The organism is Variovorax beijingensis (assembly GCF_003951285.1).
Lineage (GTDB): Bacteria > Pseudomonadota > Gammaproteobacteria > Burkholderiales > Burkholderiaceae_C > Variovorax > Variovorax beijingensis.
The window spans coordinates 1-12,815 of record NZ_RXFQ01000018.1 but is presented as its reverse complement, the minus strand read 5'-3'; the positions used below and the strand labels follow the sequence as shown (position 1 = coordinate 12,815).

The 12,815-nt window shown below is 67.5% G+C and carries 9 protein-coding genes and 2 pseudogenes; 8 read left to right on the top strand and 3 right to left on the bottom strand.

Annotated elements, in window-relative coordinates:
• Positions 1–16 precede the first annotated feature (16 nt).
• From EJO66_RS25230 to EJO66_RS25210, 5 genes are all read left to right on the top strand, one after another.
• Positions 17–2,359: a molybdopterin guanine dinucleotide-containing S/N-oxide reductase gene (locus tag EJO66_RS25230; RefSeq protein WP_125966434.1), complete on the top strand. Its 2,343-nt coding sequence runs from the start codon at positions 17–19 to the stop codon at positions 2,357–2,359.
• A gap of 184 nt (positions 2,360–2,543) precedes the next feature.
• The gene (locus tag EJO66_RS25225) at positions 2,544–4,391 is read left to right on the top strand and encodes an ATP-binding response regulator (protein ID WP_125966433.1); all 1,848 of its coding nucleotides are present in this window, start codon (positions 2,544–2,546) and stop codon (positions 4,389–4,391) included.
• 185 nt (positions 4,392–4,576) lie between these two features.
• The gene (locus tag EJO66_RS25220) at positions 4,577–5,290 is read left to right on the top strand and encodes a response regulator (RefSeq protein WP_125966432.1); all 714 of its coding nucleotides are present in this window, start codon (positions 4,577–4,579) and stop codon (positions 5,288–5,290) included.
• 55 nt (positions 5,291–5,345) lie between these two features.
• The gene (locus EJO66_RS25215) at positions 5,346–7,169 is read left to right on the top strand and encodes an ATP-binding response regulator (protein ID WP_125966431.1); all 1,824 of its coding nucleotides are present in this window, start codon (positions 5,346–5,348) and stop codon (positions 7,167–7,169) included.
• 231 nt (positions 7,170–7,400) lie between these two features.
• The gene (locus EJO66_RS25210) at positions 7,401–8,339 is read left to right on the top strand and encodes a peptidoglycan-binding protein (RefSeq protein ID WP_240648742.1); all 939 of its coding nucleotides are present in this window, start codon (positions 7,401–7,403) and stop codon (positions 8,337–8,339) included.
• On the opposite strand, the gene EJO66_RS25205 is transcribed toward EJO66_RS25210, so the two are convergent.
• Entirely contained in the window at positions 8,319–9,071 is a 753-nt protein-coding gene (locus EJO66_RS25205; protein WP_125966430.1) for a hypothetical protein, read from the bottom strand. The two genes, EJO66_RS25210 and EJO66_RS25205, sit on opposite strands and share 21 nt — an antisense overlap.
• Before the next feature lie 211 nt (positions 9,072–9,282).
• On the opposite strand from EJO66_RS25205, the gene EJO66_RS25200 reads away from it, so the two are divergent.
• On the top strand, positions 9,283–10,317 hold the full coding sequence (locus tag EJO66_RS25200) for a porin (RefSeq protein ID WP_125966429.1): 1,035 nt from the start codon (positions 9,283–9,285) through the stop codon (positions 10,315–10,317).
• A gap of 39 nt (positions 10,318–10,356) precedes the next feature.
• Entirely contained in the window at positions 10,357–11,352 is a 996-nt protein-coding gene (locus EJO66_RS25195) for a tripartite tricarboxylate transporter substrate binding protein (protein ID WP_164547897.1), read from the top strand.
• Between the two features lie 156 nt (positions 11,353–11,508).
• Here EJO66_RS25195 and EJO66_RS25190 read toward each other — a convergent pair.
• Positions 11,509–11,829 (bottom strand): annotated as a pseudogene (locus EJO66_RS25190) (TolC family protein); the annotation flags it as partial.
• Between the two features lie 225 nt (positions 11,830–12,054).
• Between EJO66_RS25190 and EJO66_RS25185 the strand changes: the two are divergent.
• On the top strand, positions 12,055–12,165 hold the full coding sequence (locus tag EJO66_RS25185; protein ID WP_223262379.1) for an SDR family oxidoreductase: 111 nt from the start codon (positions 12,055–12,057) through the stop codon (positions 12,163–12,165).
• A 16-nt stretch (positions 12,166–12,181) separates the two neighbouring features.
• Here EJO66_RS25185 and EJO66_RS25180 read toward each other — a convergent pair.
• Positions 12,182–12,815 (bottom strand): annotated as a pseudogene (locus tag EJO66_RS25180) (hypothetical protein); the annotation flags it as partial.

The window sequence follows — 12,815 nt, the reverse complement described above, 5'->3', positions numbered from 1 at the left end:
CACACGCATCCGCACCATGCCGGCCGACAAACCCATCTTCCATCCGCACAGCGCCCACTGGGGCGTGTTCCGTGCCGCCTGGGACGGCCGCACGCTCGCGGTGCAGCCGCACCCCGGCGATCCGGACCCGAACCCGCTGCTCGACAATTTCCCCGATGCACTGCACCACCGCGCGCGCGTGACCACGCCCATGGTGCGCAAGGGCTGGCTGGAGCGCGGCCCCGGGCCCGATCCGTTGCGCGGCCAGGATGCGTACGTGGCCCTGCCCTGGAACGAGGTGCTCGATTTGTTGGCCGCGGAGCTGCGGCGCGTGAAGGAACGGCACGGCGCGGGCGCGGTCTTCGGCGGCTCCTACGGCTGGTCGAGCGCGGGGCGCTTCCACCATGCGCAGAGCCAGGTGCACCGCTTCCTCAACACCGCGCTCGGCGGCTACGTGCGCTCGGTCAACAGCTACAGTGCCGGCGCCTCGGGCCCGATGCTGCCGCACATCCTCGGCTCGATGGAAGAGGTGGCGCGCCGCAACGTGACCTGGGAACAGATCGTCGCGCACACCGACGTGGTGCTGGCCTTCGGCGGCATGGCACTGAAGAATTCGCGCGTGGCCTCGGGCGGCATCAGCCGCCACGTCGAGCGCGGCGCCATGCGCGAAGCGGCGGCGCGCGGCTGCCGCTTCGTCTGCATCAGTCCGCTCAGGAGCGACCTGCCCGACGAAGCGCAGTTCGAATGGCTGCCTGCCAGGCCCAACACCGACACGGCGCTGATGCTGGCCCTGGTGCACCAGATCGTCAGCGACGGTGCGCACGACCGCGAGTTCATCGCCCGCTGCTGCGACGGCTGGGTCGCGTTCGAGGACTACCTGATGGGTCGCAGCGACGGCGTGCCCAAGAGCTGCGCCTGGGCCGCGCCGATCTGCGACCTGCCGGCGCGGCAGCTCGCCGACCTGGCCCGCTCGCTCGTCGGCAAGCGCACGCTGGTGGTGGTGTCGCACTCGCTGCAGCGCGCCGAACACGGCGAGCAGCCGGTCTGGATGGGCGCGGTGCTGGCCGCCGCGCTGGGCCAGTTGGGCCTGCCCGGCGGCGGCTACAACTACGCGCTGGGCACGCTGGCGCACTACGGCAAGCGCAACAATGCCGTGCCGGCGGCCGCGCTGCCCCAGGGCAGCAACGGCGTGAAGGCGTTCATTCCGGTCGCGCGCATCAGCGACATGTTGCTCAACCCGGGCCGACCCTTCGACTACAACGGCCAGCGCCTGCGCTATCCGCACATCCGCCTCGCGTACTGGGCGGGCGGCAATCCGTTCCACCACCACCAGGACCTGGCGCGGCTGGCCGAGGCCTTCCGCACCCTCGACACCTTCGTCGTGCACGAGATCGCCTGGACCGCGACCGCGCGCCATGCCGACATCGTGCTGCCCAGCACCATGACGCTGGAGCGCGAGGACATCGGCGCCACGCCCACCGACCCGATGGTGGTGGCGATGCACCGCATCGCCGAGCCGCACGGCCTGGCGCGCGACGACTACGACATCTTCTGCGCGCTGGCCGAACGGCTCGGCGCGCTCGAGGCCTTCGGCGAGGGCCGCACCACGCGCGAGTGGCTCGCCCACCTGTACGAGCGCACCCGCGCCGGGCTCGAGGCGCTGGGCCTGGAGGCACCGGACTTCGAGACCTTCTGGCAGCGCGGCGAACTCATGCTGCCGCAGCGGGACGACGACGGCGGGATGCTGCGCGCCTTCCGCAGCGACCCCGCCGGCGCGCCGCTGCCCACGCCGAGCGGCAAGGTGCAGGTCAGTTCGCCGACGATCGCCGCCTTCGGCTACGCCGACTGCCCCGGCCACCCGGCCTGGCTTGCGCCGAAGTTCGCGCCGACCGCCGAGCATCCGCTGTGGCTGGTCGCCAACCAGCCGCACACCAAGCTGCACAGCCAGCTCGACTTCGGTGCGCACAGCCAGGCCAGCAAGCGCCGCGGCCGCGAGGTCTGCACGCTGCATCCGGCTGCCGCCGCGGCACGCGGCATCGCGCAGGGCGACATCGTGCGGCTCTTCAACGAGATCGGCGCCTGCCTGGCCAGCGCGCACTTGTGCACCGACATGCGCGAAGACGTGGTGCAGCTGCCCACCGGCGCCTGGTACGACCCGGCAGTGGACGACCAGGGCCGCCCGATGTGCGCGCACGGCAATCCCAACGTGCTGACGCGCGACATCGGCACCTCGTCGCTTGCGCAAGGCTGCGCGGGCCAGCTCAGCACGGTGCAGGTCGAACGCTACGACGGCGCGCTGCCGCCGATCAGGGCGTTCGAGCCGCCGGGCCTGGAATCGATCCGCGAGATGGACGCCGACGTCGCACCCTCCCTTCGATAGTGCGCATCGGTTCGCCTGGGCATGAGAAATAATGCCCACCGAAGCAGCCTGGCGGGCCAGTCATCGGCGGCCCCGGGAATTGCGACCGCAAGCCCGTGGTGCAGTGATGCTCCGGCGCCGGGTTGTCAGTGGCGCGTGAAGAACCGCGCGGCTGCTGCGTGTCAAGGTCAAGGAAACGATCGCTATGAACGACGACGGCGCACCGAAGGATCCGAGCACCGATCCCGTGCTGCAGATGCGCGTGTTGCGCGAGCATGTGGCATCTGTCTACGCGAGCCACACCATGGCCATCTCCGCGCACTTTGCCTGGTCCGTTGCCATCGTCCTGTTCGGCTATCCGAGAGTCGAGCCGGCCCTTCAGGTGTGGGTGCTGCCGTGGCTTGCCCTGCTGACCGCCGTGGATGCCTATGCGCTGCTCGCACCGCGCTGGACGCCCGACGTGCCTTTGGCCGACACCCCTCGCTGGGCGCACAGGTACACCGTTCTCGTGACGCTCGTGAGCGTGACGAATGTTCCGGCAATCTTTCTTCTCATGGTGGTGAACGACCCGGTGGTGACCTCGGTTGCGACGGTGGTGATCATGGGAAGCTGGACTCGCGTAGCGCAGGCCCGCTGGCCCATCCGAGCAGCCGTGCTTGGCTACGGCCTTCCCACGATGTCCGGCCTGATCATTGCCCTTGCATGGCGCGGCGGTGACCTGCATTGGCTCCTCGCGGCGTTCTGCACCGTGAATCTCGTGCTCACTCTGCGCACGGGGGTTCAGCAAAACAAGCGTTTGACCAAATCCCTGATCCTGCAGTTCGAGAACGAATTCCTTGCCAACCGCCTGAAGGAGCAGATCGAGGCCACTCGGCGCGCCAGCGAAGAGAAGACCCGATTTCTTGCCGCCGCCAGCCACGACCTGCGCCAGCCCATGCATGCCATCGCGCTGTTCGGCGCCGTGACGGAACAGGCGTTGAGCGGCCAACCGGAGAAAAAGAATGCCCAGCACCTGTTGCGGTCCGTCGACGCCCTGGGGTCATCGCTCGACGCCATGCTCGATGTTTCGCGCCTGGATGCGGGGACGATGAGCGTCGAGTCCAAGGCCTTCGAACTCGACGTGATCTTGCTGGCACTTGATCGCACGTTCTCCCCTCAGGCTGAACAAAAAGGGCTGGCGTTGCGTGTGCGCACGAGCGGCTTGTGGGTGCGTAGCGACGCACACCTTCTGCATCGCATGCTCTCCAACTTGATTGACAACGCCTTGAAGTACACCCGCCGAGGCGGCGTGATCGTGAGGGCGCGAGCCCTTGGCGATACGGTGCGGGTGGAAGTGCGCGACACCGGTATCGGCATTGCGCCCGACCAGCTCGGGCAGATCTTCGAGGAGTTCTATCAGATCAACAACCCAGGCCGCGACCGCGCGCGCGGCCTGGGTCTTGGCTTGTCGATCGTCAAGCGCCTGTCGCACCTGCTGCGCCATCCGGTGCTGGTGGACTCCCGCCCGAACCGGGGAACGCGACTTCGGGTGATGGTGCAGAAGGCAGAGGCCGTCGTGACGCTGCCGGTCGATCTCTTGCTCAAGGATCTGTCGCCGTCCATGCGCCAGGCGTCCATCGCTCCCCATCTGCCGGAGCGCATCCTGCTGATCGAGGACGAGGCAGAAATCCGCGCGGCCATGATCGAACTGCTGCACGGCCACTCGATCGATGTGGTGGCGGTGGCCAGCAAGACCGAGGCCTTTGAAGTGTTGTCGCGTTCCGAGGCCGCGTCGCGCCCCTTCTCGATGCTCCTGTGCGACTTTCGACTGGCCGACGGTGAGGATGGACTGGAGGTCGGGTTATGTCTTCGCGAGCGCCTGGGCCCGGCCGTGCCCTTGTTGCTGGTCACCGGCGAAACCGCGCCCGAGCGACTGCGGCGCGCACGGGTTGCGGGGGTGCCCATGCTGTTCAAGCCGGTGAGCGCCGCGGCGCTGCTGAAAGCCATCGCCGAACTGACCACGCGCCGGACCTCGCGAAGGTACGGGACGCACACATGCGAGAACAGTGCATAAGGGCATTGCGTGCCACCTGAAGGGAATGGGCTGTTCACTGGCAGTGAGCGGGCAATAGCAAGAAAGTTCTATATAACGGGAAAGAGCCTGGGGTCGTGCCGTTTCATTCGCGTTTGCACGGGGGAGGGAGCGGCAATGACCTTATGCACTTCCCGAGCGGCCCGCGTGCTGCATAGCATCTGGAAATGACCACGACCGAATGGACTTCATCCCTGCCTTTCGAGGCAGCACAGCAAGCCCTCGCCAAGCCGCGCGCCATCCTGGTCGTGGACGATCACGATCTCGTGAGGATGGGTGTGTGCGCCCTGCTGCAGGCCAACGTTTCGGCGACACCCTTCGAAATCTTCGAAGCCGGCGATCTTGCCGAAGCCCTGGCCATCTATGAGGGCAGCCAGGACGCGATCGAACTGGTGCTGCTGGACCTGTACCTGCCGGATACCAAGGGATTGAGCGGCCTCATGGCGTTTCGAGCGCGCTATCCCGGCGCGCGTGTCGTCGTGCTCTCGGAAGCGGGGAGTACGACGCTTGCGCAGGACACGCTCGCCCAGGGAGCCATGACCCTGGGCGCCCTCGCGTTCTTGCCGAAGTCCGCGACACTGAGGGAGGTCGTGAGCTTCATCCGGGCTTGCGGCCTGCTGGGCGGCGATGCTTCGGTGAGCAGCCGTCTCTTTCCCATGCCATCGCCGGGCGATGCTGTACCGCCCTTGTCCAGCAGGGCCAAGCACAAGATGACGAGGCGGCAGCTGCAGGTGCTCAACTGGCTGCTGGAGGGAAGGACCAATCACGAAATTGCCGTACTGGCCGAACTCGGCGAAGGCACGGTCAAGAACTATGTCGCAGGTATTCTCCTGCAGTTCGGCGTGCGCTCGCGCTCACAGCTGATCAGCAGCTTGCGCTGAGTCCCGCCGAAGCATGCAGCAGGGGGCGCAAGGCCGGCCCGCGGGAGGAAACGAAATGAATGACCCGACCACGCCAGGGCGGTTGACTGTCGATGCCACGCTCAGGATGCGGGTGCTGCGCGAGCACGTGGCCTCGGTGTACGCGGAGTACACCACGGCCATCGTCGCGCACATGGGCTTTGCGATCTGCATCGGATGCTTCGGCTATTTCAGTATCGCCCCGGCCTATCGGCTGCTGGTTGTCGCACTGATCGCGATGATCGTCCTGGTGGACCTGTACGCCCTGTTCACGTCGCGCTGGACGCCCCAGGTGCCGTTGTCCGAAAGTCCCTACTGGGCACGGAAATACGCCCGCATCGGCACCCTGATCAGCGCGATGACCGCGCCTTGCAGCCTCTTTCTCGCCGTCATCCAGAACCCGATGCTGACCACATTCGTGACGGTAGTGATCATGGGCAGTTGGACCCGCGCGGTGCAAGCCCGCTGGCCCCTCAAGGCCGCGATGTTCGGCTACGGCATTCCCATGATGAGCGGGCTGATCATCTCGCTGGCCTGGTATGGCGGCGCGCTCAACTGGTTCCTGGCCGGCTTCGCCTTCGTCAACCTGGTGCTGACGCTGAGCGAGGGCGTCAAGCAGAACAAGCGGCTCACGGCTTCGTTGATCCTGCAGTTCGAGAACGAAGCACTCGCTGCCCGGTTGCGCGAGCAGATCGCCGCCACCGAGCGCGCCAGTGCCGAAAAGACCCGGTTCCTGGCCGCGGCCAGCCACGACCTGCGCCAGCCTATGCATGCCATCGCCCTGTTCGGTGCCGCGCTGGGAAATGCGTTGCGCAGGCGCCCCGAGGCCAGGCACGTCGAGCGCCTGATGCGTGCGGTCGATGCCCTCGGGACTTCGTTGGACGCCATGCTCGACATCTCCCGCCTCGACGCAGGCGTCGTGCAACCCGTGCCACACGCGCTGGAACTCGATGCGCTGTTCCTTCTTCTCAACAACACGTTCGCGATGCAGGCTGAGCGCAAGAAGCTGCAGTTGCGCGTGCGGGCCAGCGGCTTGTGGGTGCGCAGCGATTCACAACTGCTGTACCGGATGCTCTGGAACCTCGTCGACAACGCCTTGAAGTACACCCCACAGGGCGGAGTGACCGTGGTCGCGCGCACTCGCGGCGAACGCGTGTGGATCGAAATCCGCGACACCGGCATCGGCATCGCCCCGGAACAGGCGGATCGGATATTCGAAGAGTTCTACCAGGTGAACAACCCCGGGCGCGACCGCTCCCGCGGCCTGGGCATCGGCCTGTCGATCGTGCGGCGCCTTGGCCGCCTGCTCGACCATCCGATCGAACTGCGATCCCACCCCGGACGCGGGACGCGCTTTCGCCTGACGATGCCGCTGGCCGAACCAATGCAGGCATCGCAGGATGGCCTTCCCTTGCAGGAACTCGAATCGCCCGGGCGCCACTACTTCCGGGTGCCGGAACTGGCGGGACGCGTCCTGCTGATCGACGACGAGGAAGACATCCGCGAGGCGATGACCGAGCTCATGCGTACCTATGGATTCGACGTCGTGGCGGTGGCTGGGGAGGCCGAAGCAGTGGAAGTTCTCATGCAGTCCGGCGCGGATGCGCACCCCGTGGCATTGCTGATGTGCGACTACCGCCTGGCGGAAGGCGCCGAGGGACTTCAGGTCGGACAGCGGCTGCGCGAGCGCTTCCGGCTCGATGCGCCAATGCTGTTGATCACCGGCGAGACGGCGCCCGACCGATTGCAGCGTGTGCGCGCGTGCGGTGTGCCCGTGCTGTTCAAACCGGTCAGCGCGGGAATGCTCATGCAGGCCATCGTCGAACTCGTGGATGTCGACGTGCGTCCGGCCGCTCGTTGAGCTTCAGGCGATCAGACTCATCGGGCAGTGTCCAACGCCTGCGTCGCCCGGTACTGCAGACCACCAAGATCGGCGCCTTCGACATCAAGCGAGGTCCCGCGGGCGGCGGCGTGCCGGACAACCCGCGCCGGCGCAAGAAGTGACTTTAGACACTGTGGGCAATCTTGCCTTCCCATTAAATTTGCGCGGGGCCGCATTCCGGCCCTTTCGCAACCAACGGGGGAGGATCGCATGAAGAAGTCCACAGGCAAGCCACGCCAGCAGCGCGCGCTTTCAAGACCGACCATGGCCACGGCAGCCGCGGCAACGCTGCTGGCGATTGCCGGCTGCCAGAACATGCCGTCGCTCGACATGCAGATGGGCAGCCAGTCGGCCAAGACAGTCGCGACGGGCAGCGCTGCGGGCTCGGCCACTTCCGGCCAGAGCAGCGCCCTCGAGCGCTGCGATTCGCCGCTGGGCACCGTCTCGCTGATCGAGAACGTCAATGCCGGCTGGTACACCATCCTCACCGGCGAATACCGCCTGCCGCCCACGGCCAACCTGCTGCGCCTGCTGGTGCAGCAGTCGAACTGCTTCGTGGTGGTCGAGCGCGGCGCGGCCGGCATGAACGCCATGACGCGCGAGCGCGCGCTCATGCAGTCGGGCGAAATGCGCGGCGGCAGCAACTTCGGCCGCGGCCAGATGGTGGCGTCCGACTACGGACTTTCGCCGGAAATCGTGTTCAGCAACAACGACGCGGGCGGGCTCGGTGGCGCCATTGGCGGGCTGGTCGGCGGTGGCCGCGGCCGCGCCATCGCGAGCCTGGGTGCCAGCCTCCAGACCAAGGAAGCCGCTGCGCTGCTGACGCTCATCGACAACCGCTCGGGCGTGCAGGTGGCGGCCTCGGAGGGCAGCGCCTCCAAGACCGACTTCGCGGGCTTCGGCGAACTGAGTGGCCTGCGCGGCGGCGGCAACGTCGGCGGCTACACCCGCACGCCGCAGGGCAAGCTGATCGCGGCGGCCTTCATGGACGCCTTCAACCAGATGGTGCGTTCGCTGCGCAGCTACAAGGCACAGACGGTGCGCGGCCAGGGCCTGGGCGGCGGCGGCCGGCTCGGCGTGGATGGCGGCGCGGCACCTTCGCAGACCTCGGCGCAGCCGGCGGCCGCCTCAGGTCGCAGGAGAAAGTAGCCCGGCCCGCGGCGAAGTCGGTCGGCGCGCCTTGTCGACCTGCCCGGCGCCGCCGTCGGCCAGCAGGTCCGCGCTGCTCAGGCGCTGCGACGCGCCCTGGGTCTCGGGCGCGCCGGCCGCGCGGATCACGCGGCTGCTGCTCGTCAACACCCGCTTCTTGGCCTGCTGCGCGCCTTCGGTCAGGCTGTAGTCGATGCGGTAGTCCCGTGCCGCGATCGGCACCTTGCGCGCGTTGGCAAGGAGGCCGAACAGCCACACCTCGGCCGCTTGATCAGCACCGGCGCCGTCTCCCCGGGGCATCAGCGTGCCGATCGGCATCGATTCGCTGTGCTCGCCGATGCGGTTGTCGCGGTCGTAGAGGATCGCATTGACTTTCGGCCGCTCGATCGCGGTGCCGCGCTCGTTGCGCGCCGTCACCAGCAGCCAGGGCTGCGCCGGACTGCCGCTGCCGGCCAGCACCTGGCGTGCCTCGAGCCGCAGGCCCTCGCTCGGGATCGTGCGCGGCGCCATCGACCGGGCCGCGCTGCGGCCGCGCGCCGATTGTTCGACCGCCAGCCGTCGTCCGGCTTCCTCCTTGACCTGCTCGAGCACCCACTCCAGCCGGTCGGAGACGTTGTCCTCGACGATCGGCACCGAGCCGCAATGCGCGCAAGCGTACTGGTTGAGCCCCGAGCGTTGGAGCGCGCCGCTGCCGCATTCACCGCACTTGAGCGTTTGCAGGTTGATGGTCAAAGCGATGTCCCCGGTGGCAATGGCGTTGGCGACGCAGTCCCGCGCATCTGAGTGGCGAGGAAGACGTGGGCGCCAGGTATGCCGCCGCGACATATCTAAAAGTGGCCGGGCCGGATAGCGAGCCGCCGCCCGAGTGGCGATAGTCCATCACGCCGGAGCCCGACCCAGGACCGCCTCCCGGCGCTTCAAAAAGAAAGATGGAGACAAACGAATGGATATGTGCGCTCGCGCCTGCCTTGCGGCGGGCCTCACGGCAGCTTCGCTCGGAGCCTGCCCGGCCTTGGCACAGGACGCCCCCACGGGGGGCGCAAGCATCTACGGCGTGCTCGACCAATACGTGGGTTCGCTGCGCCGCAGCGACCAGCCAGGCCGCACCAGGGTGCTGAACAGCGGCGGCATGACGACCTCCTTCTGGGGCATGCGGGGCACCGAAGACCTGGGCGGCGGACTGCGGGCATTCTTCGCACTGGAGAGTTTCATCCAGGCCGACAGCGGCACGTTCGGAAGGACATCGGCCGATCCCTACTTCTCGCGCAATTCCTATGTCGGCCTCGGCGGCGCCTACGGCCAGTTGAGCCTGGGCCGGCAGACCAACGCGCTCTATGCGGCCACGGGCAACTTCAATCCGTTTCTCGCTTCCGCCAACCTGAGCCCGGTCATGCTGCAGGTCTGGAACACGGGCTACAACCGCGCGGTGCTGGGCGACAGCGTCTGGGACAACACCATTCAGTACACCTCGCCCGAGATGGCGGGGTTCCGGGTGTCCGCGGCATACGGATTGGGTGAAGTGGCGGACCGGCCCGGCCGGCACAACCTGAACCTGACCGTCAACTACGCGAACGGCCCGTTCGCCGCGGTGATCTCCGCCCAGCAGGTGAAGGTGGGCCCGGGCCTGGCCGCGCCCATCGCGAGCCAGAAGGCGCAGATGGCCGGACTCTCGTACGACTTCAGCCTGGTGAAGGTCTACGGCCAGTACTTTCAAACCGACACACCCGACACCCGCACCCGGACCCGCACTGCCCAGTTCGGCGCCGCGGTGCCCGTGGGCGCGGGCCGGGTGATGGCGTCGGTGGCCCGCACGCAGCGCGACACGCCGCTGGCCGACGCGAGCCGCACCACCGCGGCGCTCGGCTACGACCACTATCTTTCCAAGCGCACCGATCTCTACGCGGTCTATCTCTCGGACCGGCTGACGGGATATGCGCGGCGGGGAAGCCTGGCGCTCGGCGTGCGCCACCGCTTTTGAGATGCCGTGCATGCTTGTCCCACACTGGAGTCGAGGCTCATGAAAAACATCCTGCTCAAGACCACCCGGCATTCGGCGCTCGCCCTGGCTGCACTCTCGTTGCTCTGCGCGGGCGCGAGCGCGCAGCAGCAACAGCCACCATCGTCGACCAAGCCCATCCGCCTCGTCGTGCCCTTCGGCCCCGGCGGCGTGGCCGACCTCACGGCGCGCACCGTCGCGCAGAAGATGTCGGAATCCATGGGCCAGAGCATCATCGTGGACAACAAGCCGGGCGCCGGCGGCGTGGTCGCTTCCGACGCGGTGGCCAAGGCGGCGCCGGATGGGCTCACCATGCTGCTGATGTCCAACGGCAATGCCGTGAGCGCGGGGCTCTTCAAGCGCCTGCCGTTCGACACGGTCCGCGACTTCGCGCCGGTGTCGATGCTCGGCTATTTCGACATGGCCGTGGTGACGGCCGCCGACGCCAGGTTCAAGACGATGCAGGAGCTGCTGGCCTATGCGAAGGCACATCCCGGCACCGTCAACATCGGCACGATCAACGTGGGCAGCACGCAGCACCTGGCGGCCGAGCTCTTCAAGCGCAGCACCGGCATCGACGCGCAGGTGATTCCGTTCAACGGCTCGCCCGCGCTGATCACGGCGCTGCGCGGCGGGCAGATCGACGCCGGCGTCGAGATCCTCGCGCCGATCCTCGGGCAGATCAGCGGCAAGTCGCTGCGTGCCATCGCGGTCATGGGCGCGAAGCGCTCGTTCGCGCTGCCGGACACGCCGACAGTCGCGGAGAGCGGCGCGCCCGGTTTCAGGGTCTCGTCGTGGAACGCCCTTGCCGTGCCCGCGAAGACGCCGCCCGCCGTCATCGCGAGGCTCAACAAGGAGGCCAATGCGGCGCTGGCCGCGCCGGAGGTCAAGGAACGGCTGCGCCAGCTTGGCGTGCAGGCGCAGGGAAGCACGCCGCAGCAGCAGGCGGACCTCCTCCGGGACGAGATTCAGCGCTGGTCGGAAGTGATCCGCCTGGCCGGCATTCCGAAGCAGTGAGCGCCGCGGCGACGGCGCTGCGTCAACGCTGCGCCGGTTGTCGATTCCCAGCTAACTCTGAACTCTTCCCTGTCAGCTTCATTTGACTCTGAATTTTTCGGCAATTGGGCATGCCTGTCTTGGCAGCCTTTGCACCGCCACTGACCGAGCTGAACCTCAGATTCGGTCCGGCCAAATACTCCTCGCCAATGATCGGGAAGCGCCATCCAGCAGCACTCGCACGCGCTCGCGCAGCACCGTGGCTGCCTGGCGCAGAGCCGCCAGATCGGCGGCACGTTCCTCGCGCACTTGCAGCGCCTCATGCAGCGCCAGCCGACCTTCTGCCCCCGCCTGGAAACGGGCCTGAACCAGGGCCACGATGCGTCGGGCATCGCGTTCGCCGGCTTCGGCCATCGCCACGCGGTCGTTGGCGTGGGCGAACTGGAAGTACAGGTCGACGACGCTGGCGACCGGCACCAGCCGTACGACCTGCCTGTCCTGCGCGCTCGCTGTTCATCATCGGCGGGACGACCGTAGCCGCGAAGCCTATCGCGGGCTCTTCTCCGCTATCTTCTCTGACTACCATCTGTTCGATGAGCCGGTCGCGCAGGATGACTTGCACATTCGGTGCCGCCAGCGAACTGATGGACCGGTTGGGGGTCGCGGACAAGGTCCAGCTCGAAACATCAACGGTGGGCGCCTGCGTTTTCTCGAGTCGGCCGGGTGGCCCGGATCGACGAGATCAAGGGCCTGGCCCTGCTGCTGGCTTCGCCCGCTTCCAGCTACCTGACCGGGGCGGTCATCCCGGTCGATGGAGGTGCCTCCGCGCGGTAGCGAAGGCACATGACAGCTACTTCAACGCAGCGCCGCCTCGCGCGAGGTATTGCGCCGAGAGGCGCGCGAACTGCCCGCCATCCGTGTTGATCGAGGTCTGATGGCTCCCGCCTGGGCTGAAGACGATCCCGATGGTGTGCATGTCGCCGTACTCCTGGGTGTTGTTCAGCATGTAGTCGACGTGGTTGTCGCGGTAGTGTTGGTCGGTGCCGCCGGGCGTGTCGGAAGGCACGCCCATGGGCGTCTGCCACCACAGGATCGGCAGGCCGTTGCCCAGGGCCGTGCGGTAGTCCGAATACTGCTTCTGGGAATCGTGGAAGTTCGGGCTGGTCTTGTTGCTTGCGTCCCAATAGAACGGAGCGCTTCCGTTCTGGCATTCCGGGGGTGGTGACGCGGCCTCCCGGCAGCCCGCGTCGCGGTCGCTGGTCTGGGCGACGATGAAATCCGCCTGGTTCGCACCGGCGGCCCGCATCATCGCGGCGATCTCGACGGGCGTGCCGTTCCAGAAGGCAGGCGGGAACCCGATCAGCGCCTTGGGCGCGACCTTGCGGCCCATCTGCACGAAGCACTGTCCGAGGCCTGCGACAGTGTCGGGCAGCGTGCTGCACTCCGGCTGGCCGTTCACGGCGGCGGCCATCTTCGTCAGATCC